This window comes from Thermonema lapsum, from assembly GCF_011761635.1.
Classification (GTDB): Bacteria; Bacteroidota; Bacteroidia; order Cytophagales; family Thermonemataceae; genus Thermonema; species Thermonema lapsum.
Map to the genome: position 1 here is coordinate 218,486 of NZ_JAASRN010000001.1, position 22,470 is coordinate 240,955.

21 protein-coding genes are annotated in these 22,470 nt (G+C 44.9%); 15 read left to right on the plus strand and 6 right to left on the minus strand.

Features of this window, described 5'->3' with window-relative positions:
* Window positions 1-11 precede the first annotated feature (11 nt).
* Complete coding sequence (locus FHS56_RS00875; protein ID WP_166918005.1) at window positions 12-2,978, plus strand: T9SS-dependent M36 family metallopeptidase; 2,967 nt, start codon at window positions 12-14, stop codon at window positions 2,976-2,978.
* A 99-nt stretch (window positions 2,979-3,077) separates the two neighbouring features.
* The gene (locus tag FHS56_RS00880; RefSeq protein WP_166918006.1) at window positions 3,078-4,541 is read left to right on the plus strand and encodes a UDP-N-acetylmuramoyl-L-alanyl-D-glutamate--2,6-diaminopimelate ligase; all 1,464 of its coding nucleotides are present in this window, start codon (window positions 3,078-3,080) and stop codon (window positions 4,539-4,541) included.
* Window positions 4,542-4,633: 92 nt separating this feature from the next.
* On the opposite strand, the gene hpf is transcribed toward FHS56_RS00880, so the two are convergent.
* The 4 genes from hpf to FHS56_RS00900 form a co-directional block, all read right to left on the minus strand.
* Window positions 4,634-4,936 (minus strand): ribosome hibernation-promoting factor, HPF/YfiA family, encoded by a 303-nt coding sequence (gene hpf, locus FHS56_RS00885; protein WP_166918007.1) that lies wholly within the window; start codon window positions 4,934-4,936, stop codon window positions 4,634-4,636.
* 42 nt (window positions 4,937-4,978) lie between these two features.
* Entirely contained in the window at window positions 4,979-5,863 is an 885-nt protein-coding gene (locus tag FHS56_RS00890; protein WP_208409603.1) for a tyrosine-type recombinase/integrase, read from the minus strand.
* A 90-nt stretch (window positions 5,864-5,953) separates the two neighbouring features.
* Window positions 5,954-6,151 carry a 30S ribosomal protein S21 gene (rpsU, locus tag FHS56_RS00895; RefSeq protein WP_166918008.1) on the minus strand — a complete coding sequence of 66 codons (198 nt, stop codon included), beginning with the start codon at window positions 6,149-6,151 and terminating at the stop codon, window positions 5,954-5,956.
* 104 nt (window positions 6,152-6,255) lie between these two features.
* A complete protein-coding gene (locus tag FHS56_RS00900) occupies window positions 6,256-6,729 on the minus strand; it encodes a DUF4293 domain-containing protein (protein WP_166918009.1) in 474 nt (157 codons plus the stop codon).
* 77 nt (window positions 6,730-6,806) lie between these two features.
* Between FHS56_RS00900 and FHS56_RS00905 the strand changes: the two genes are divergently transcribed.
* From FHS56_RS00905 to FHS56_RS00960, 12 genes are all read left to right on the plus strand, one after another.
* Window positions 6,807-7,499, plus strand: coding sequence for a hypothetical protein (locus FHS56_RS00905; protein WP_166918010.1), 693 nt, complete (start codon window positions 6,807-6,809; stop codon window positions 7,497-7,499).
* Window positions 7,500-7,838: 339 nt separating this feature from the next.
* A complete protein-coding gene (locus FHS56_RS00910) occupies window positions 7,839-8,783 on the plus strand; it encodes a class I SAM-dependent methyltransferase (RefSeq protein ID WP_166918011.1) in 945 nt (314 codons plus the stop codon).
* Between the two features lie 9 nt (window positions 8,784-8,792).
* Window positions 8,793-9,668, plus strand: coding sequence for a class I SAM-dependent methyltransferase (locus FHS56_RS00915; RefSeq protein WP_166918012.1), 876 nt, complete (start codon window positions 8,793-8,795; stop codon window positions 9,666-9,668).
* Window positions 9,665-10,948 carry a glycosyltransferase gene (locus FHS56_RS00920; protein ID WP_166918013.1) on the plus strand — a complete coding sequence of 428 codons (1,284 nt, stop codon included), beginning with the start codon at window positions 9,665-9,667 and terminating at the stop codon, window positions 10,946-10,948. Before FHS56_RS00915 ends, FHS56_RS00920 begins: the two co-directional genes overlap by 4 nt.
* A complete protein-coding gene (locus FHS56_RS00925) occupies window positions 10,945-11,823 on the plus strand; it encodes a glycosyltransferase family 2 protein (RefSeq protein ID WP_166918014.1) in 879 nt (292 codons plus the stop codon). The genes FHS56_RS00920 and FHS56_RS00925 overlap by 4 nt, the downstream gene beginning before the upstream one ends.
* Before the next feature lie 14 nt (window positions 11,824-11,837).
* A complete protein-coding gene (locus FHS56_RS00930) occupies window positions 11,838-12,776 on the plus strand; it encodes a glycosyltransferase family 8 protein (RefSeq protein WP_166918015.1) in 939 nt (312 codons plus the stop codon).
* Between the two features lie 61 nt (window positions 12,777-12,837).
* Window positions 12,838-13,053 carry a hypothetical protein gene (locus FHS56_RS11905; RefSeq protein ID WP_166918016.1) on the plus strand — a complete coding sequence of 72 codons (216 nt, stop codon included), beginning with the start codon at window positions 12,838-12,840 and terminating at the stop codon, window positions 13,051-13,053.
* On the plus strand, window positions 12,963-13,304 hold the full coding sequence (locus tag FHS56_RS12060; protein WP_394352665.1) for an IS1 family transposase: 342 nt from the start codon (window positions 12,963-12,965) through the stop codon (window positions 13,302-13,304). Before FHS56_RS11905 ends, FHS56_RS12060 begins: the two co-directional genes overlap by 91 nt.
* 57 nt (window positions 13,305-13,361) lie before the next feature.
* Complete coding sequence (locus FHS56_RS00945; protein WP_166918017.1) at window positions 13,362-13,790, plus strand: hypothetical protein; 429 nt, start codon at window positions 13,362-13,364, stop codon at window positions 13,788-13,790.
* A complete protein-coding gene (locus FHS56_RS00950; RefSeq protein ID WP_166918018.1) occupies window positions 13,787-14,683 on the plus strand; it encodes a hypothetical protein in 897 nt (298 codons plus the stop codon). Before FHS56_RS00945 ends, FHS56_RS00950 begins: the two co-directional genes overlap by 4 nt.
* Window positions 14,684-14,759: 76 nt before the next feature.
* The gene (locus FHS56_RS00955; protein WP_166918019.1) at window positions 14,760-15,017 is read left to right on the plus strand and encodes a hypothetical protein; all 258 of its coding nucleotides are present in this window, start codon (window positions 14,760-14,762) and stop codon (window positions 15,015-15,017) included.
* Window positions 15,018-15,142: 125 nt separating this feature from the next.
* On the plus strand, window positions 15,143-18,064 hold the full coding sequence (locus FHS56_RS00960) for a DEAD/DEAH box helicase (RefSeq protein ID WP_166918020.1): 2,922 nt from the start codon (window positions 15,143-15,145) through the stop codon (window positions 18,062-18,064).
* Here FHS56_RS00960 and FHS56_RS00965 read toward each other — a convergent pair.
* Both FHS56_RS00965 and aat read right to left on the minus strand, forming a co-directional pair.
* Entirely contained in the window at window positions 18,057-19,415 is a 1,359-nt protein-coding gene (locus FHS56_RS00965; RefSeq protein ID WP_166918021.1) for a PD40 domain-containing protein, read from the minus strand. The genes FHS56_RS00960 and FHS56_RS00965 overlap by 8 nt on opposite strands.
* Window positions 19,416-19,512: 97 nt before the next feature.
* Window positions 19,513-20,214: a leucyl/phenylalanyl-tRNA--protein transferase gene (gene aat / locus FHS56_RS00970; protein ID WP_166918022.1), complete on the minus strand. Its 702-nt coding sequence runs from the start codon at window positions 20,212-20,214 to the stop codon at window positions 19,513-19,515.
* Between the two features lie 98 nt (window positions 20,215-20,312).
* Between aat and FHS56_RS00975 the strand changes: the two genes are divergently transcribed.
* Window positions 20,313-22,442, plus strand: coding sequence for an OmpA family protein (locus FHS56_RS00975; RefSeq protein ID WP_166918023.1), 2,130 nt, complete (start codon window positions 20,313-20,315; stop codon window positions 22,440-22,442).
* Window positions 22,443-22,470 lie beyond the last annotated feature (28 nt).

The following is a 22,470-nucleotide window of genomic DNA, read 5'->3' on the forward strand; positions in this document are numbered from 1 at the left end:
GAAATAGATACATGAGAAACTCTATACTGTTATCATTTGTGTTTCTGCTCTTTTGTTCACTTTCGGGGCTTACACAGCAATTGCCCGAGGCAAGACTTGAGCAGCTAAATAAGCACTTCCGAATTGCTACTACTTCTCAGGAATGGGAAGTGACCCACCACTTTGTAAAAGGGGATGTAGAGTATTGGTATCTGCGCCGCATGTACCGCGGCATTCCTGTATTCAACAGGCTGGTGACGGCTGTTTATCGTAAAGGAACTTTGGTGCATGCTGCTGGCACACCGGGTGACATTACAGCCGCCCAGGCTGCAAAAGAAGGTAGCCTTGATGCTGCCGCTGCTTTTTCGAAAATATTGCAGTATGCAGATGCCGCCCCCATTGGGTGGAACATAGTCGGTGAGCAGGCACGTGGCAATGGGGCAGCTATTGTTTATCGCCAAGAAAAAACAGATATAGAGACCACATTGCGTCGCTTTTGGTGGCAGGAGGAAGACGGCAGCCTGCGTATGGTGTGGGCAGGTGCAGCGCCTTCTGCTGATGATACGCACTGGTGGGAAGTTCTGGTGGATGCTTCTACTGGCAACATGGTGCAGCGCTTCGATTGGGCGGCGCACGACCACTGGGACCTGTGTTTGGAAGACAGCAATGTCCCTGCCATGCTGCCAAGAAAACACGAGACTTCTACTATTACAAAGAAAAAAGCTGACGGTGCCCGCTATAATGTGTTTGCCTTGCCTCTGGAAAGCCCCAACCATGGTGCGCGTTCAGTGGTGATTGACCCAGCAGACCCCGTTGCTTCGCCTTACGGGTGGCATGATGTAAACGGTGCCCCCGGTGCCGAATATACCATTACGCGTGGCAACAATGTATATGCCTATGAAGATACAAATGCAGACAATGTCCCGGGATACAGCCCTAATGGAGGAGCTTCTTTGAATTTCGACTTCCCTCTGGATGTAGGACAACAGCGTCCCGACTTGTTCCAAGACGCTGTGATTACCAACCTTTTCTATTGGAACAATATCATACACGATGTTTTTTATCATTACGGCTTTGACGAAGTAAGTGGTAACTTTCAGCAAAATAACTATGGACGGGGAGGGATAGGCAATGATGCCGTGAATGCAGAAGCTCAAGATGGCTCAGGCACCAACAATGCTAACTTTGCCACCCCACCCGATGGAAACAAACCCCGCATGCAAATGTATTTGTGGGTAGGCAATGTATATGATGTAGAAATCACCGCCCCTGCTTCTATTGCCGGGGAAAAACAAACCTCACGCGCCCAGTTTGGCAGACAACTGCAAACCCTCACGGCACCTATTACCGCCGAGGTGGTGCTTGCAAATGACGGCGTGGATACCACCACAAACGCCTGCAGTCCTTTGGTGGGCAGTGTAAGCGGCAAGATAGTACTGATTGACCGTGGTGCTTGTACTTTCGTTACGAAGGTAAAAAATGCCCAGAACGCAGGTGCTGTGGCTGTGATTATAGCCAACTACGAAGATGCATTACTTACCATGGGCGGGGAGGATGCCTCGATTACTATCCCTGTGGTCATGATAAAAAAATCAGATGCTGACGCCATCAAAGCAGCTTTAAGCAACAACCAAACTGTAACAGCTACCATACGCTATGACGCTCGTGCACTGGACAGCGACCTTGACAACGGCATCATTGTGCATGAATATGGGCATGGTATTTCTATCCGCTTGACAGGTGGGGCTGCCGTCTCTTCCTGTCTGAACAATGAAGAACAGATGGGCGAAGGATGGAGCGACTGGTTTGCCCTGATGTTGACTATGCAAGCCGGAGACGCTGCTACCGACCCGCGAGGCATTGGCACTTTTGTTTTGGGGCAGCCTACTACTGGTTTAGGTATTCGCCCGGCACCATACACCACCAACATGAGCGTGAACGTTTTCACTTATGCCAACTTACCGAGTCCGGCACTTTCCGTGCCGCATGGGGTAGGTTTTGTATGGGCAACCATGCTTTGGGATTTGACTTGGAAGTTTATAGACCTATACGGCTTTGACCCCGATTGGATTAACGGCAACAAAGGCAACAATAAAGTGTTGAAACTGGTGGTTGAAGCGCTCAAAATGCAGCCTTGCAACCCCGGTTTTGTAGATGGACGCGATGCAATCTTAGCAGCAGACAAAGTGCTCTACAATGGGGCGCACGAGCAAATCATATGGGAAGCATTTGCCCGCAGGGGCTTGGGTTGGAGTGCCTCACAAGGCAGTAGCAACAGCCGTAGCGATGGCACTGCTGCCTTTGATGTGCCGCCGGCTTGTCGTGCCAATGCAGGTTATATTGTTCCGCCTGCTGGAAGCAACAGCCTATACTTAGGGGGCGACTTACCCGCTTTTCAACACAATTACTTGGGTACGTCTGCTGCCAACAGCAATCCCGGCACAGCTTACAGCTACACCTATTTGCTGAGTACCGCAGAAGCGCCTTATGAAATACTGGCAGTAGCGCCTACCGGCGATTTTGATTGGACTGGCTTACCCAAAGGTAGGTACATGGTATGGGGGTTATCTTACTACAATGCTAATGCGCAGACCATCGAAACTTATCTTTCAGGCAAGAGCAACGTGAGCAGCATCCAAGCAGATATTGATAACTCGGTGGTATGTGCCCACCTATCGAACAAAAACAGAAGCGGGCAGGTGGTAGTCATAGAGATGAAAGACCCCTTGGGAGTAGAAGAGGTAAATCAATTGGGCATAGCGGTGTATCCCAACCCCGTAAAAAATGGTACGATTCGTATGAATACGGGACAAGCCGCAGGACAAACCATTCAAACACGTTTGTGGGGTATGGACGGTAAGCTGCTGTGGAGCGACACACGCCGTGCCGCTAAAACAGAAAGCCTTCAACTGCCAGTGACCGTTCAGCAAGGAATTTATGTGCTTAGAGTAGAGAACGAAAAGGGCGAGTACAGCGTGCTGAAGTTGATTGTGCAATAATCTAAGCATTGAACTGTGTGAGGGCAGAGTTATATCTGCCCTCATTCTTTTTTTCTATAACTTTACCTTCGGTTTCAATACAAAAACGAAGGCAGTAGCATGGCACATACACTCAGTGAACTCCTCTATGGAGTAAAGATAATATCGGCAGCAGGTGATATGCACCTGCCTGTAGAGTCTTTGACCTTTGACTCAAGAAAGGTGTTGCCCGGCAGTCTGTTTGTAGCAGTGCGTGGCACTCAAACCGATGGGCACCACTATATAGAACAGGCGTTGGCAGCGGGGGCGCGGGCGGTAGTATGTGAGTCTATGCCTTCTGGCATCGATGCCTCTGTTACTTGTATTCAGGTGGAGAATTCGGCAGAAGCGTTAGGTATATTGGCAGCCAACTACTACGGGCGTCCTTCTGAAAAGTTGAAAGTAGTAGGAATAACCGGCACCAACGGCAAGACCACTACCGCTACGCTTCTGTATCGTCTGTTCATGGCTATGGGCTATCGTACAGGGCTTATTTCAACAGTAGTAAACCGCATTGGAGAGAAAGAATTGCCAGCTACACACACCACGCCCGATGCCCTTGCTATTCAGTCTTTGCTGGCTGAGATGCACCAGGCAGGTTGCACTCATGTATTTATGGAAGTAAGCTCACATGCCTTAGACCAACGACGAGTAGCAGGCTTACAGTTTGCCGGAGGCGTTTTTACCAACATCAGCCGTGACCACTTAGACTATCACAAGACTTTTGAGGCATACATTCATGCCAAGCAACGTCTTTTCAATGAGTTGCCAGCCAGTGCCTTCGCTTTGAGCAACAGAGATGACAAACGGGGGGAATACATGCTGCAGAACAGCCGTGCCCGTCGGCTCTATTTTGCGCTGAAGCGCCCTGCCGACTTCAAAGGGCGCATCTTGGAAAACACGATTGAAGGGTTGCACATGGAAATCAACGGAATAGAAGCGTGGTTCCGTCTGACTGGTACTTTCAATGCCTACAATCTAACCGCTGTGGTGGGGGCTGCTACGGCGTTAGGAGAGCCTATAGAAGCAGTGGTAGAGACACTTTCAGCCTTGAGAGGGGCGCCCGGACGTTTCGAGGCTTTTAAAGGTGGAGACATCACAGTCATTGTGGACTATGCCCACACCCCGGATGCCCTTGCCAATGTGCTGCAGACAATAGAAGGCTTGCGTGTGCCCGGACAGCGCATCATCACGGTAGTGGGCTGTGGAGGAAATCGCGACAAAGGCAAGCGCCCCTTGATGGGCGATATTGCTGCCCGCATGAGTGATTATGCTGTCTTTACCTCTGATAATCCGCGCAATGAACAGCCTTTGGACATCATCCAAGACATGCTGCAAGGAGTGAGCATAAGCGACAGAAAGAAAGTAGTGGTGATAGAAGACCGCCGGGCAGCCATACGCGAAGCAATACAAATGGCACAAGCAGGCGATATTGTGTTGGTAGCAGGAAAAGGGCATGAAACTTATCAAGAAATAGCCGGCGTAAAACATCCTTTTGATGACAGGCAAGAGGTGCAAGCTGCCTTGCTTGATATAAAAGCATGAGAATGCCTCAAAGGTTGAAAAAGACAACTAAAAGCGAAGGCGGGCTTGTGTGCCCGCCTTTGTGGTTTTTCCTACATAGGAATGTATGCTTTTTAATGGCTGGTCTCTTTTTCTTTCAGTTTCAATATCTGGCGTCGTAGATTTTCTACCACCTCTACAGCAGCCGCTTCAAAACTGGTATTGATGCTTTTAGAAAAGAGTGAATGTCCCGGGGCATTGAGTTTAATTTCTACTACTTTATTTTCTCTTCCGTGCTCGCCTTTGTCTAAGCGAAATATCACCTCTCCATCTACGATGCGGTCGTAAAAACGGTCCAGCTTGTTGAGTTTTTCCTGTACAAAGTCCAACAGCTTTTGGTCGGCTTTGAAGTGAACGGATTGGAAGTTGACTTTCATAGGTCTGACTGTTTAAGAGTGAAACATAGCATTTGAAAAAAGTTAGGCTTTGGGATGCGCCTGTTCAAAAATATCTTTGAGGCGTTCCAAAGAGTTGTGTGTATAAATCTGGGTAGCACTGAGGCTACTGTGCCCCAGGATATCTTTGATGGCGTTTAGGTCGGCACCACGGTTGAGTAGGTGAGTGGCAAATGTGTGCCGTAAAACGTGTGGGCTCTTTTTCTCTCTGTGGTTGACCATACTTAAGTATCGTTGTACGATTCGGTATAGAAGCAGTGGGTAGGCTTGCTGACCTTTATTGCTTAAGATAACATATGGAAGTGAATTTTCAAACTTCTTTTTCTTAAAAACAAGATAACTTTTAAGCAAATCCATCAAGGGCTTTTGGAGAGGGATGATGCGTTCTTTGTTGCCTTTACCGCTTACTTTGAGAGTTCCTTGCTGGAAATCGATATCTTGCTCTTTCAGTTGAATGAGTTCAGACTCACGCATGCCGGTTTGGTAGAGGAGTTCCAGCACCAAGCGGTCTCGTTTGCCGGCAAAGGTATCCGGGAAAGGTAGTTCGTCGAGCAGCATTTGCATGGTGCTTTCTTCCACAAAAGTGGGCGTACGCTTGGGCGTTTTCATGGGTTTGATGCGCAGCGCCGGATTTACCTTGATAATGCCTTGTTTCAACAGAAATTTATAAAAAGACTTGAGGGTGGCTATCTTTCGGTTGATGGAAGTTGCCTTCAGTCCTTGTTCAGAAAGGCGCACTACCCAAGAGCGCAGACCATTGTGGTCTACTTGGCTGAGGTCGCCAGTTTCGTATATTTCTTCTATGTAATTTTGAAACTGCGCTAAGTCGTGTGCATAGGAAGCGATGGTGTGGGGGCTTCGGCGTTTTTCGTATTCCAGATATTGTAAAAACCTATCAATCAAATGCATAAAAAAAAGGGGTTACAAGCTTTGATTGGCTTATAACCCCAATATAAAAAATTAAAGCGAAAAGCAATAGATTGCTGGCAAAACCAATGCTTAGCCTTGCATTTCGCTTTGTTCTTTTTTCTGACGGTAGATGGCACGTGCCAGCTCACGTTTTTTCTTTACAGAAGGCTTTTCATAAAAAGTGCGGGCACGATATTCGCGCAATACACCTGCTTTGTCAAGCTTCTTTTTGAAACGCTTGAGCGCCTTGTCGATAGATTCGTTTTCTTTTACAGTTACGCTAATCATATTTGCTTAAACACCCCCTTTCTTTTTAGTTTAACCGCATCGTAATGATGCGGCTGCAAAAGTACAGATTGTTAAATAAAAAAACAAATGTAGTTGATGTGTTTTTAGCGAAGCCGGTCAGCAGAGCGTACCAACTTCTCATCGCGACGAATAAAACGATTGGCAAGGGTGATAAACAGCATGGCAGCAATGATTACAAAGAAGCCGTAATAATGACCACGTTGCTCAGGCAGAAACAGTTTCTCATAGTTGGTGACCACGTGATACACAGACCACAGGGTAAACACCATCAATATCAATGAGTTGATAGCATTGAGTTGGATTTGCTTAAGGCGATTGGTATAGCTAAATAGCGAGCCAAAGGAAAGTGCCACTGACGCCAGCGCCAAGGGCACAAAATAATAAATGGTTTCGCGGCTTATTGCTTCTCCGTCTTTTATATGCACAAACTTCCACAAATAAAGCGTCGCTTCTTGGTCGCCTTGTGGGCTGGCTTTGGTCCAAAGGGGGATGTAAAAAAGCAGCAAAATGCTGATGCCTGCCAATGCTAAAAATATAGATTGAATCCGTTGTATCATAGCTTGCGATTCATTTAACAAATACTAAATTGAATTTGCAATATTAATACATTTTCATTAAAAGAGAGAAAAAGCCTATGTTGCTTCAAGTGATAGCAGACGGCGGACCGGTATATCGGGAGACTCTTATGGCTACTGCCGGTCAGTTGCCGGTAGAGCCTTGGAATGCGCTCTCTTCGCTGGCGTTGTGTGTGCCTGCCGTTTATTGGTTCTTGTGTATTAAAGAGAACCTGACAAAAGCACCAGTTTTGTTGAGTTGCTCTGTCTTGTTGTTACTCAATGGGGTAGGTAGTACACTTTTTCATGCGTTTCGTGTGTCAGAGTGGCTACTGTGGATGGATGTGTTGCCTGCCCTGTTGCTTAACCTTGTATTGGCGGGGTATTTTTGGCGTGTGTATCTGCAAGACACAAAGACATGGTGGCTTACCATGGGGGGCTTTTTGCTGCTCGTGTTGGCAAGCAGATGGGCATTGCAAGGTAGCTGGTATGTGAATGTGCAATATTTGATACGAGGGCTTTTCTTGTTGTTGCCCGCTTGGGGCATACTTCAAAAAACACGTTTTATAGCATGGCGTGCTTTGGCTATTGCTGCCTTCTTTTTATCTTTGAGTTTAGGCTTCCGCCTTTTGGATAAAATAACCATCGAGTGGCTACCTATGGGCACCCACTTCTTGTGGCATTTGATGTCGGCAGTAGGTGCTTGGTTTTTGGGGAAGTACTTGCTGGCAGTGGAGCATTATTGGCTGCATTGCCGCTTGGAACATGGGTGATTTTTGGAAAATGCTTAAAAATGCATAGACTGCATATAATTTGATAAGACAAGAGCAAGGCGATTTATTACCTTTCTAACTTTTCGATATAGAGAAAGAAATGAGCAAGAAGATGGCACCATCTATCACGAGCTGCTACCTCTTTATCTTACACTTGTTCATAGTGCCTCTTAGTATGAGAACTATACCCGTTAAGAAGCTGTAAGATGTGCGTGTGAACAATATTTTCAAAAAAATAGCACCAACTTGTAGCTTGGTGCGATTGATTATCCTAAGAGAGATGGTTTTGGAAGTATAGGATTTGAAGACTTTGTTTACCATGTAATCTACTTTGTTACGATGAAACAATACGACATCAATCCACTTAGAAAGGGATGGAAAAGTAAACGCGTGAAAGCTATAGATGTTGATTTTATCGTTCATACTTACCGGGATGCATTGAACGTAAACGTAGCGCGTTTTTTTCGGGGAATAGACCAAGTCTATATTCATGAATGCTTAAACACCGGCTATCGCTTTTACTATCCCTTCCATATTTTGGGAGATGCTTCCTTTTATGAAGATTTGCAGAAGTTTGATTGGTATTATATGCCATGGAAATGGGAGCATCAAAAAGTAAAGGAGTGTATCGAGGCGCTGAAAAAAGATAATTTGAAAATTCTTGAAATTGGTTGTGCGCGAGGGGACTTTTTAAGTAGAATGCAGTCGGAAGGTCACTCTACAACAGGTTTAGAATTGAATCGTACGGCAGCGCAAGAAGCACAACGGAAGGGGGTGAGGGTCTTGCCTGAAAGCATTGAAGAGCATGCTCAGCAGCATATCCATACTTACGATGTGGTTTGCTCTTTTCAAGTGATGGAGCACATTGCTAATATCGGAGAGGTTATTGATGCTTCATTGAGTGTTTTGAAACCAGGTGGTAGGCTTTTTATCAGTGTACCTAATAACGATTCTTTTTTAAGCTTGGATATGAATGTACTCAACATGCCACCGCATCATATGGGGTTGTGGAATGCTCGTTCTTTGCAGGCTTTGGCATCTTTTTGGAGCCTCAAAATAGAAAATATGTATTTTGAGCCACTTCAGCCTTATCATCAAGCCTATTATAAGAAGACAATGGATTTCCATCTATATGGAACGTATGCTAAGTCCTTATACCAAAAGTATGGTATCTTGGGAAAAATTTTTTATCGACTGTTTCGCCGCAAGTTTATGAATGAAATAGAGAGGCAGTATCCTACGCTCAAAAACTTTACAGTGATTGCAGAATACTCTAAAGTGTAATTTTACAAAATGTATAAGCATCAGTATTTGAACCTTGGCTGTGGGTATCGTTATCATCCCGATTGGGTTAATATAGATTTTGTTTCAACCGGTCCGGGTGTGTTGGCTTATGACTTGCGAAAAGGTATTCCTTTCCCCGATAATCACTTTGATGTGGTTTATCATTCCCATGTATTGGAGCACTTCCCTAAACAAGAAGCTGCCGGCTTTATTCGTGAGTGCTATCGTGTGCTGAAAACCGGTGGTATTTTGCGCGTGGTTGTTCCCGACTTGGAGCAGATAGTACGAGAGTATTTACGTCATCTGGAAGCAGCATGGCAGGGAGATAGGGAGGCGATGTATAACTATGAGTGGATTATGTTGGAAATGTATGACCAAACTGTGCGCAATGAATCGGGTGGAGAGATGGTAAAGTATCTTTGTCGGGATTATTTGCCCAATGAAGAATACGTATATGAGCGCATAGGAGAAGAAGGGCGTGCCATCAGACAGGCTTTTTTGGCACGCCATAAAAAGCGGGAAGGCGAGCGTGATAGGCAAGTGGAACAAAAAAAATTGTCTCTTTTATGGAGACCTTTTTTAAGTGGAGTGAAACGGTTAATAAGAAATGTATTTTTTAAAACAGAAAGTATCTACAGCCCTGAAAATTATGAGGCTTATCGTATTGGTAAGTTTCGCCTAAGTGGCGAGGTACACTACTGGATGTATGATCGTTACTCTTTGAAAAGCCTATTAGAGCAGAGTGGGTTTTGCAAAGTGCAGCTCAAAAATCCCTTTGATAGTGATATACCAGAATGGAATAGTTTTGAATTGGAAACAAAGAATGGCGTGGTTTTTAAGCCAGACTCTTTATTCATGGAAGCTTACAAACCAATGCAACAATGAAGATTCTTCATGTCAATACTTACGATACCGGTGGAGCAGCCAATGCTTGTTTGCGCTTACATATGGGTTTGCGTAGTTTAGGTGTAAAATCAAAAGTACTATTAAAACACAACACCAGGCAAATAGAAGCCACTCACGCATACAACCCGCCTGAAGCCTCGTGGGACAAAAAGATTAAAAATAAACTACTGAGAATAGGGCGAGAGTTAAAGCTGTTGTCATGGATTCCGCATTATGAGCGGCGTGCTATTGCTTTAGAGAAATATAGGGAAGGATTAGAGCTGATTAGCTATCCTTTTTCAAATACCGATATAACTACAAGTGCCTTGTATCAAGAGGCTGATATTATTCACTTGCATTGGGTTGCTAATTTTTTGGATTGGAAATCATTTTTTAGAAAAAATACTAAGCCAGTTGTGTGGACGCTTCACGATCAAAATCCTTTTTTGGGAATAGAGCACTATGCAGAGCGTTTCCAAGGAATGGACAGCAACGGCAAGCCCATCCCGCGAGTGTATGCCCCGCAAGAACAAGCCGAAGAACAAAAAATGCAAGAATACAAGCAACAAATGCTTGCACAAGCAAAAAGCGATTTGCTTATAGTGTCTCCATCTGTGTGGATGATGAGAGAGGCTCAGAATAGTAAACTTTTCGGAAAATATAGAAGTAGGCATATCCCTAATGGTTTTCCTACAAATATATTTAAGCCTCTTGACAAGAACTTTTGCAGGGAGGTATTAGGCTTGCCAAAAGACAGGAAAGTATTGCTTTTTGTTTCTGATTCATTGGAAAATAAGAGAAAAGGTTTTGCTTTTTTGAAAGCTGCTTTGAGTAATGGTAAAGAAGACGATTGGACACTTTGTGCAGTAGGCAGGAAGCATGCTTTGACTTTCTCATCTTCTTCTGAACTCATTGAGCTGGGAGCTATTCACGATGAGCGTCTCATGGCGATGGTTTATGCTGCCGCCGATGTGTTTGTGATTCCTTCGCTTGAAGATAACTTGCCCAATACCATGATTGAGTCGTTACTTTGCGGAACACCAGTTATTGCTTTCCCTACTGGAGGCATCGTCGAGGTAGTGCAAGACGGGCAGAATGGTTGGCTTTGTCCTGAAATAAGCGTGGAAGCTCTGTCTTCCACCATAGAGCGAGCAAAGAGAGAGAGAGAGAAGATGAATAGGCTTCAAATAGCAGCAGAGGCAGCCAAAAAATACAATTTGCAGAAGCAAGCTCAGGCATATATCGAAGTCTATGAAGAACTTTTAAATAAAACTATATGAGCAAACTTCCGTTCATATCAGTCATCACTCCTACCTTCAATGCATCGAAGACCATACGAGCTTGCTTGGAAAGCGTAGCGCAACAAAATTATCCTCATTTAGAACATTGGATAATCGATGGGCTTTCTACCGATGATACTATGGACATCGTAAAGGACTACGCCCGTCAGTATCCGCATATCCGCTATATTTCTGAAAAAGACAAGGGCATTTATGATGCCATGAACAAAGGCATTGATTTGGCTAAGGGAGACTTCCTTTATTTTTTGGGGGCAGATGATGTGTTGTTGCCTGGTGTTGTCAACCGCTTAGTAGATAAACTTGACTGGGAGCAATATGATTTAATTTATGGCAAGGCACGCTGTCCTGTGGGTGTATATGGAAGGGCGTTTACCCAAGAAGCTCTAACGCCTGACCTATGTGTAAGACCCTTTATACATTTTTTTGTCCACCACCAAGGGAGTTTTATAAAAAAAAGCTTGTTTGAGCGCTTTGGGAAATATGAACTTCGCTATCCTATCAGCGCCGATGTCTACTTTTTTATGAAGATTATCAACCATACAGATGTACGCACTACTTTTGTGGATGAAGAAATTGCTTTTTTTAGTGACCAAGGCGTGAGTGCTCAAAATGCTGACTCGAACATATTATTTGATTTTCCAATATTGGCAAAGAAGCATTTAGGGGTATCCATTGATGAAAAATTATATTATCGTTGGGTTTCCAAATACCCTTTTCATATGTTGTATCGACACAATTGCATAGAAGGGTTGAGATGGATACTACGCTTGGCTATAAAAACTGGGGAATGGAGTTTTTACATAAAAAATACATTGTATTGGCTTCGTAAAAGGCTTAAAGAGAAATATGTCTAACGCATAGATAAACCATGATGCATATTGCCTTAGCTTTTGACAATAATTACCTCATACCTGCTTATGCCTTGCTTGCTTCTATCTTTAAGCACAATCCTAAAGCGATTTTTACTTTTCATGTGGTTTTACAAGGAATTGATGAGCAAGAACAGCAACAGCTGCGTGACTATATTTGTAAACACAACGGAAGCAGGTTGTATTGTTATACTTTGGACGACAGGCTTCTAAGCACCCTTCCTATGATGAGTCCCTGGAATTGGAGTGCAATGCCTTATGTGAAGATGTTCTTTCCTTTGCTGCTCAGTGAAAAAGTAGATAGACTGCTTGTATTAGATGTTGACATGCTGGTGGTCAATGGTCTTGACGAATTGTACAATTGGGATTTGGGAGACCATCCGCTTGGAGCAGTAAAAGATAGCGGTATTTCGTGCTGCAATGCTTATTGGGATTTACACCTAAGAGAAGACTACTTTAATTCTGGCATGATGCTTATCGATGTAGAACGATGGAATAAACTCAAAATATCGGAGCAGGCTATTGCATTTGCCCGGGACAATCCCGATAAGATTTATTATGTAGACCAAGATGCTTTAAATGCAGCGGTAGCTGGGCGTCATTTGCTTTTACCGGAAAAATATAATTTGATTCATGCTTATATTCCGCAAAGCGCTTCAAGGCAGTTCTATGATGAATTTTTGAAAGGGCAAACAATTTTGCACTTTACTTTCCCAAAACCCTGGCATTACCTATCTACACACCCTTATCGGCATTTATATCGCCATTATCTAAAAATGTCGCCTAAGAAGGGAGCACGTGTAATTACGGACTTTTCAATAGCTAAGCTTCCTGCTTATATTTACATAAAGTTGTTAGAATGGTACCTAAGTACTCCCGTTTTAGTTAAGTTTTGGAGAACATTGAAAATGAAAATGAAAAAGGGACTTGCTAACTAAATATAGAGGATTAGGCTTTCGTTCTATTGCCAGAGTATTAAAGGTATCACACGTATCAGTAATGAAATGGATAAAGAAGTTTGGCAGCCAAGTTGAAGAAGTAAAAAATGACGAACCCGTAGAAGTTGTTGAAATGGATGAAATGCATACCTATGTTAGGGAAAAAAAAACTATCAATGGATATGGATTGCTGTTGATAGAAAAAGGAGGAAATACCTTGATTTCGTTATTGGGACAAGAGGGACAGAAACAGGGAAGCAGTTATGGGAAAAAGTAAAGGATAAAGTAAGGCAGAAAGTAATGACAGATTATTGGAAGGTATATAAAGAGATGATAGAAGCGGATAAGTTAGAACAGACGAAACGAGAGACATATACAGTAGAGAGCTATAATGGTTTATTAAGGCATCACATTGCAAGGTTGAGGAGGAAAACGAGATGTTATTCAAAAAGTGAAGAGATGTTGAGAATAACCATTGCCTTATTTATCGCAAAAAGGAATGGAAATTTATCTATATTTGGTTACTAATTCCTGAAAAAGCAATGAGATACTTGAAACGTAAGCAATGCCGCTTGGCTGCATGAAGTGTACGAACTAACAGACCAACTGTATGAATCTGCCCGTAATCACGCCTGTGAGCAGTATGCTTTTTCTTATATTTTGCAGAAACGCACAGAGCTGCTTTCCTGTGAGCACTGCAATCGGCATTACTGGCATCGCATTGAAAAACAGATTGTGGATGAGTTTTTACAAAGAAAATTCACTAAAGAATTTGCAGGGCTTCCTCTGCAGCTTAAAACAGAACATGCCGGCAAATGGTGTCGTTTCCTTTTGAAAAGCATACCCAATCATCCTTATTGGTTGCGCTATAGCGCTATGATTGCTTTCCAAGAAAGGCAGTTTGCCAAAGGTTATTACTTGGCAATGAGAACCCTGGCAGCAGCGCCTCGGCAAGATTTGACTTTCTTTAAGGATATAGCTTACCATACTAAAAGAATGTTATTATGCAAATGAAGGAAACTCCAAAGATAAAAGTCGGTTTTTTGGTCTCTTATGACTGGCCATTGTTGCGTTATTCTCTTCCTCTGGTTTACAATGGCGCAGACGAAATCTATCTGGCATTGGACAGAAAGCGGCTTACTTGGGCGGGGAAACCTTTCGCTTTTGATGAAGATGTTTTTGGCGACTTGTTAAAATCAATAGACTTTGATGGCAAGGTGCACCTTTATGAAGACGATTTTTTTGTACCGGGCTTAACACCTATAGAGTGTGATGGGCGCGAGCGCAATTTGCTTGCAAAAGCAATGGGAGAAGGAGGGTGGCATGTTCAGATCGATGCAGATGAATATTTTTTGAACTTTGATGATTTTTGTAGCTTCTTGAGAAAACAAGACCTTCATCAAAAAGAGGTGAATTACTCCGTTTTATTGATTAACTTGTTTAAAAAACTTCCAGATGGGTATCTGTATATTACTGGGGGGAGCCCCGAGCTTGCACCAGTAGCTACCAACAAGCCTTGTTATCATTACGCTCGAAGAAATGGTTATTTTAATAAAATAGCCCCCTTCTTTGTATTACACGACACTTGGGCAAGACCGGAGGAGGAGTTGTGGCAAAAAATTACCAACTGGGGGCATAGAGATGATTTTGACGCTGTGTCTTATTTTAACTTTTGGAAAGAGCTGAACAGCACTAACTATCATACAGTAAGAGACTTCCACCCACTGGAGCCTTCTGTTTGGCATCGCTTGGAATTCATTGAAGCCTCTACCATTGAGGAACTTTTCGAACGCTTTTCTGCGATGCCTTTCCCCTTGGGGACGTGGCAGCTGAGATTAAAAAACAACCGAAATATAGCTCGTATAAAACACCTTTGGCATAAGGTGCGAAACTTATGGAACTCATAAAGAATATCAAAAATATCAAATAAAATTCATAATTGGGAGGTGCTACCATATCAAAATCAAAAAAGCAGGCTACAAGGTGGTTTACAACCCCATAGTAAAGGCGGTGCATCATGTGTCAGCAAGCAGCAAAGACCATAGAACCCCTAACCACAAGTTGCAGTTAAGTCTAAACAACGAATATGTTTTTTGGAAAAAAGAGCGGGGCGAGTGGTATGCACGCGTTTTAATGGGGGTGCGCGCACTGAAATACTTTAGTCTTCGGCAGCCCGAATTTGTGGCATTAGGTCGGATGTATGGGCGAGTCTTTTGGCAAGGGTTACCCCACAACGAATGAGTATGTTTTTTTGAAATCTTACATAAACAAAACCAACTGGAGGCTGCTGTGGGGCTACCTTAAACAAATTGTTTTTTGTATATTATTGCTCTATTTACTCAATTTGTTTTTAAGCATCACAAGCTATGAAGGTAGCTACCACACAGCCTTTCCGCATAGTGTACTCTCTTTTTGCTCATGAGTATTTGGGATACCTTCTGGAGTCCTTTGCTATTCAACTCAATTCAAAAGGAGAGCTTACTCTTCGATACCAAAACATATCGGCTAAAAACATTCATGAGTTTGCCAAAGAGGCGTCGGAGGTGGATTATGAGCTCACACGCCTCATGGATAGCATCCAGGCAGAGCAGATAGTACGCAAATTCTACAATAAGAAAATATCGCAGGCAGACTTCTTTTTAAAGGTATATGACCCTGAAAAAGGCGATAAAATATTACAAGAAGCTATTGCCAGCTACATAGAAGAACGTAGAGCCAAGATTCTTGCCTTGTTGCGCGACCACGCCCGTCCGCTTTATATTATGGGCAATGACGGAAATCCCACCTGGCGACAGGTAGAAATCATGCAGGAGCCTGCTACCGTTCTGTTTCATTTTCGCCGTCACGAGCATGAAACGCACTATTTCCCTACCATCAAGCATGCCGGACAAAAAGTGCATTTTTGTAAAAAAGAAAGCATCTTAATATGCCGCCAACCTGCGTGGCTTTTGGTCGAAGATAAATTATATCACTTTGCTGATGAGGTAGAAGGGCAGAAGTTAAGCCCTTTTTTAAAACGCCCTTTTATAGCTGTCAAAAAAGAGATAGAGGAAACCTATTATCGCAAATTCGTGGCACCGCTGATTGCCCGCTATCACGTGGTTGCCAAAGGCTTCGATATTGTAGAAGAACGCCCAGAGCCACGTCCTCTTTTGTGGTTCAGCAGCGTAGCGGCACAAGCCAGCTTAATACCGGCAGGACAAGAAGAATTGTCCGAACAAAGCGGGCAGATACTCTTTCAGCTGCAGTTTGACTACGGAAGGCAACGCTGTGCCCCTCATGAGGAAGGCAGTACGTTGGTAGAGCTAAGACGCCACAACGACAATTACACCTTTTACAAGACCATACGCAACTTGGCAAAAGAGGAAGCCATACTCCGTAGTTTACGCGAAAAGGGCTTAGTGCTCAAAAAAGGCAGGGCTATTTGGGAGGCGGGAGCTGCCCTCGCTTGGATAGACACCCACCGCGAAGCATTGCTTGACGAAGGCTTTGTGCTGGAGCAAAAGACAGGCGAAGGAAAAGCCTACTTCTTAGGAAAGCCTTCCATTTCCATTGCCATAGAAGAGGCACACGACTGGTTCGATGTGAAGGCAAAAGTGTTTTTTGGCGAGTACGAAATTCCTTTCCTTAAACTTCGAGAGTACATACTATCCGGGAAACGGGAATTTCTTTTGCCCAATGGGCAAATAGCCGTAATTCCCGAAGAGTGGTTTGAGCGTTACTATGACCTGTTTCACTATGCACAACCCAAAGGCGATGCCGCCGCTTTGCGAGCTCATCACGTGCAACTGATAGAACACCTGCATAAACACCGCCTGGCAGAAGTGCGCTTGTCAGAGCGGCTGGAGCGCCTGCGCTCTTTCGAAAGAATAGAGGACTACCCACTGCCTAAAGGCTTTCGTGGCGAGCTACGCCCTTACCAGAAAGCGGGTTACAACTGGCTGCGCTTTTTGAACGATTATCAGCTGGGCGGCTGCTTGGCTGACCATATGGGCTTGGGCAAAACCATTCAGACGCTGGCACTGTTGCAAGCCGAAAAAGAAAAAGGGGCTAATATGCCTTCCCTGGTGGTCGTGCCCACTTCTTTGATTTACAACTGGCAGCTGGAAGCAGAGAAATTTACCCCTGACTTGAAAATATTCGTTTACACAGGTACCTATCGCAACAAGGATACCGCTCAGTTTCAGGGATATGACGTCATACTTACCTCTTATGGCATTGTGCGCCTCGACATCGACCTGCTCAAAGACTTCCCTTTTCATTACGTGATTTTAGATGAAGCACAAGCTATCAAAAACCCTTCATCCAACATATCGAAGGCAGTCAATAAACTGAAAGCCAAGCACCGTCTTATTTTGACAGGCACGCCCATCGAAAACTCTATTCTTGACCTGTGGTCACAGATGAACTTCGTGAACCCCGGCTTGCTGGGCAACCAAGCCTACTTTAAACGCCATTTCCTTTACCCCATCGAGAGGGATGGCAATGAAGCCAAGAAAGAAAAGCTCTACTACCTCATTAAGCCTTTTGTGCTGCGCCGCAACAAAGCACAAGTAGCCAAAGAATTACCCGAAAAAATAGAGCAAATTATTTATTGCGACATGAGCGAAATGCAAGCTAAGGTCTATGAGCAGGAAAAGTCGAAATACAGAAATGAAATTCTAAAGCGCCTTGAAAAAGAAGGTTTAGGAAAAACCCAGTTCTTCCTGCTGCAAGGACTTACAAGACTGCGACAAATAGCCAACCATCCCCGTTTGGCTTTCCCGGACTACCGCGGCAATTCGGGCAAATTGGAAGAAGTGCTCGATAAGTTGGCGATGATTGTGCAAGAAGGCGCAAAGGTGTTGGTGTTTAGCCAATTTGTAAGCCATCTGCAAATAGTGAAAGAATATCTGGATTTGGTAGAGTGGGATTATGCTTACCTCGATGGGGAAACCAAAGACCGGCAGGCAGAGGTAGAACGCTTCCAGAATGATGAGCAGGTGAAGCTGTTTCTTATCTCATTGAAGGCTGGAGGCTTGGGGCTGAACCTCACGGCAGCAGAGTATGTCTTGCTTTTAGACCCTTGGTGGAATCCCGCTGTGGAAGCCCAAGCCATAGACCGGGCTCATCGTATCGGGCAGAAAAGCACCGTCATTACCTATCGCTTCATATCTAAAAACACCGTAGAAGAAAAAATACTGGCTCTTCAACAATCCAAGAGCCGGCTTGCCGAAGAGCTAATTACTGTGGAAGAAGGCTTTATGAAATCGCTTTCTCCCGAAGACATTATGATGTTGCTCAATTGATGCGTTCGAGAGCCATAATGCCGGTGGTAACTGCTGCCTGCGCCTCTTCATACATCTTCCAAATGCGGAGGCGCTCTTCTTCTTCAATACGACGCCTTTCTTCCTCTATCTGGGCAAGCCTTGCCTTCGATGTCAAGGGGACTATTGCATTCAAACGGACGGTGCTTTTAATTGCTCCCACCTCTATGCGTATCGAGTTGGGCTGATAATTCGTTGCTGTACCTTTTACAAAATAGCTTCCCGATAAGTCATTGATTACCAAACTGAACTCTCCTTTGTTTGTAGAGCGTCCTTGGGCAAGTACTTCCCCTTTGGCATTGGTTACCACCACACTGCCCTCAATGGCTGCCTGCGTGTGTGCGTCTATGAGCTTACCGGCAAGCAGCACCGTGGGTTGGGGTTTTAGTGCCGGATTGGCTTTCTCTACATTGGCATAGAACAAATCGCCATTGCGCGTGAAATAAGCTTCTGTGCCATCAGCAGTGATGATAAAACATTCATCATCGCCGGCGGTGTTGAAAGGACTTCCTATATTGACTACTTCACCAAATTGCTCTTCGCTGTACATAACCACCTTGAATATATCGAGCCCGCCAAAACCGCCATAACCGTCCGAAGAGAAAAAGAGGGTTTTACCATCGCCGGCAATAAAGGGGTGTCTGTCGTTGCCCGGTGTGCTGATGGGCAGCTTACGCAGGTAAGACCACTTACCGCGGGCGTCGCGCCGGCTGTAATACAGGTCCATGTTGCCATAATAAGGACCCGTGGCAACGATGAACAGATTGCCATCAGGCGAGACGGTCATGCCGTCGGTAGCCAGCTCTCGTCCCATGGCTGCTTGGTCTAAAAAATACTTTGTTATGCCATCGCCAAGCCCTACGGGGTTTATCCATTTGCCATTGATGATTTGTGCCATTTGGTAAGGACCTTTCTTGATTTCCCACCCTTCCCAGCTTTGAAAATACACACTGTTGCCGTCGGGCGTTACCACTGGTTCATCTTCTCCATTCCATGTATTGATAGGAGGAGGAAGACAAACCGGCGCGCTCCAAGTGCCATTTTCTTTGAGCGAATAATAAATATCGCCGTCGTATTCATAGCTGCCATCTGGGCGGCGACGAGCCTCAGACCACGGTTTCCCACCTCGAGTGGACATGAAATAGAGATAACGCCCGTCTGGGGTGATGCTCGGGTTGGTTTCTCGGAAGGGAGAATTGAGCCGATACAGGCGTTCTATACGCACGTGCTGCGGGTGGGAGAGAATACGCGCAGGTTTTTGCGCCATGCCATAAAAAGTAACGCATAGCAACAAAAACAAAGAAAGGCTACATGCAGATGACAGACGTTTCATCGGTGTAAACAGCTTGAGGTTGATTTTAAGCCTTTTGATTAAGAAGTTACAAAAAAAAGAGGGTTTAAACAACAGAAGGGCTGCCAATGGGAGCCTTTTAAATTGAATTTTTGAAGAATTCACCCCAGTTGCCTTTTAACGTGGGATGCTTGAGTGCTTCTTGCAGCTCGCTTATGAACTGTTTGCGAGGGATGAGTTCGGCGCCTAAACTTTCCAAGTACTGTGTATATACTTGGCAGTCGATGAGGTAGAAGCCTTCGTTTTCCAAGCGCCGGCACAAAGTAATAAAGCCTATCTTGGAAGCATTGCTTACAAGCGAAAACATCGATTCACCAAAAAAGACGCGCCCCAACGATAAGCCGTATAAGCCACCTACCAGCTTGCCTTCTTGCCAAACCTCTACCGAATGGGCGTATCCTATGTGGTGCATTTGAACATAAGCCTCCCGCATCTCGTTGGTAATCCATGTGCCGTGTTGCCCTTTGCGTGGTACCTGCTGGCAGTGTGCTATGACCTCTTCGAATGCCCTGTCGTAGCTGACTTCAAAAAGCCCTTTTTTGAGTATCTGACGGCTGCTTTTCGATACCTTGAGCTTCGACGGATACAGCACAAAACGAGGGTCGGGCGACCACCAAATGATGGGCTCCCCCGGATTATACCAAGGAAAAATACCGCTACGATAAGCCAAAAGCAACCTTTCGGGCGACAAATCCCCTCCAAGAGCAACAATGCCTTCTTCGCTTGCATATTCTACCGGAGGGAAACACAAACGTTCGTCCAAAAAATATATTTTTTTCATCTTCTGCTTTCCAGTGCTTCTGCTTTCTGTTACCTTACTTTTCTGTAAGTGTTTTTTTTCCGCTGAAAATACTAAATTCGCTGTATAAAGGAAAATATATGATGAAATACCTTGTAAGTTTATGCTTATTAGCTGTGTTTTTCATGACAGCTTGTAGCTCACTAAAAAAAGCTGAAAGCCTATATGTAAAGGGGCAGTATGAGCCAGCTATTGAGCAACTGAAGAAAACAAAGGCAATTGACGGTAAGAAGGCAGTCCTACGCAATTTCTACTTGGCACAGTCTTACCGCAAATCCAACCGCCTGCATGAAGCCTTGCCCTACTACGAAAAGATATACAGCAAAGATATTCCCAAGCTCATAGACCCTGATGACCACCCCGACGACCCCATTTTTTACTATGCCTTGGCGCTGAAAAATGCAGGTAAGTACGAAGAAGCCAAGCGGCAATTTGAATCTTATGTGCGCAAAGGCAAGAAAGTAGAATATGTAAAGCGTGCACAGACTGAAATAGCAAATATAGAGCGTCTGCAGCGCCTCATGAAGGAAAAATCGTATTACGAAATAGAGAACTGCAGTGGCTTGAATTCGCCAGCTGCCGAGTTCTCGGTTTTGCCGCTCGCAAGCCGGGAATTGCTTGTGAGTGCCGCACGCAAAAAAAATATCTATGCTGCCAATGGGCAGCCTTTTACCGGCTTATACAAGGTGGTGTTGACCGATACCTGTCAAGGCGAGTATCAAGTGTTTAGTCCTAATTTATTTACCGAGGGCATCAATGAGGCTACAGCCACTCTTTCACCCGATGGCAAAACCCTGATTTTTGCACGGGGTAACCCGCAGCAAAAAAAGAATGCCAAAGGGCAAAAGAATGTCAAACTGTTTATATCGGAAAAAGTGAATGGCGAGTGGACTACCCCGCGCCTGCTGGAAGGGGTCAGCAGCAACGACGAAGAACGCTACTATGGCAAGCAGCTGCCAGATTCCAAGCCCCAGGCTTATGCGTGGGACTCGTCCCCGGCTTTCTCGCCCGATGGTGAACGCCTCTACTTTGCTTCCACTCGCGAATACGACGATTTCGGCAACCGCAACTTAGGTGGTAGCGACCTGTTTTATGCTGTTCGCCTGCCCGATGGCAGTTGGGGTAAAGTACGCCATCTGGGTGATGAAATCAATACGCCCGGCAATGAGATGTTTCCTATGGTTTCTGCCGATGGAAAACTTTATTTCGCCTCTGACGGGCAACCCGGCTTTGGACAACTCGATGTATTTGTAGCTACCCGCTCAAAAGGTAAAATTACGGTGCGCAACTTGGGAACGCCAATCAATTCGCCCTACGATGACTTTGGAATGGTTTTCGATACCGATACTACCGGCTACTTTAGCTCGAACCGCCCAGAAGGCAAAGGCAGTGATGACATCTATCGCTTTATAGACCGCACCCCAAAAACCAAAATAGTACGTTACTATTTGGCAATACGCACTTTGGGCGTTGAGCTCAACGGCACCGAAATCCCCCTGCCCAATACACGTCTGCGTCTGCTCGACAAAAACGAGCAGTTGATTCGCCAGATGTACACCAACAGCAAGGGCTGGACCGACACCCTGCCCATCCCCGAAAATGCTGAATTTATTGTATTGGCAGACCAGTTGGAAAGCAAAAAGCAATACCTCACCGCACGGGAATTTTTCACCATGGCAGGGCGGAAAATACCCCAAGAACTGCTCGAAAAACCCGAAACCGATACCGTTCTGGTCTTCGAGGTGAGGCTCAAAGCTTTCGAGATAAACAAAACCCGTTTTGTGTACAATATCCTGTACGACTATAACAAATGGAACATACGTCCCGATGCTGCAGCTGTATTGGACCGCATCGTTACCTTCTTGCGCGACAACCCCGACGTAACCGTAGAACTACGCTCGCACACCGACTCGCGTGGCACCTATGCCGACAATGAAATATTGGCACAAAACCGTGCACAGGCTGCTGTGGATTATATCGTATCGAAGGGCATAGACCGAGAGCGCCTCAAACCCAGTGGTTATGGAGAGCGGGAACCCCGTGTGATAGATGCAGACTTGGCAGCACGTTATCCTTTCCTTAAAGAAGGGGATGTACTGAACGATGAATTCATTTACAGCTTCCCCGATGAAGAAACACGGGAGCTGCTGCATCAGCTGAACCGCCGCACTGAAATCATTATCACGGGGGTTATCAATGTCAGACAGTAGCTGGGTATCATTTTTGATGTAGAATACC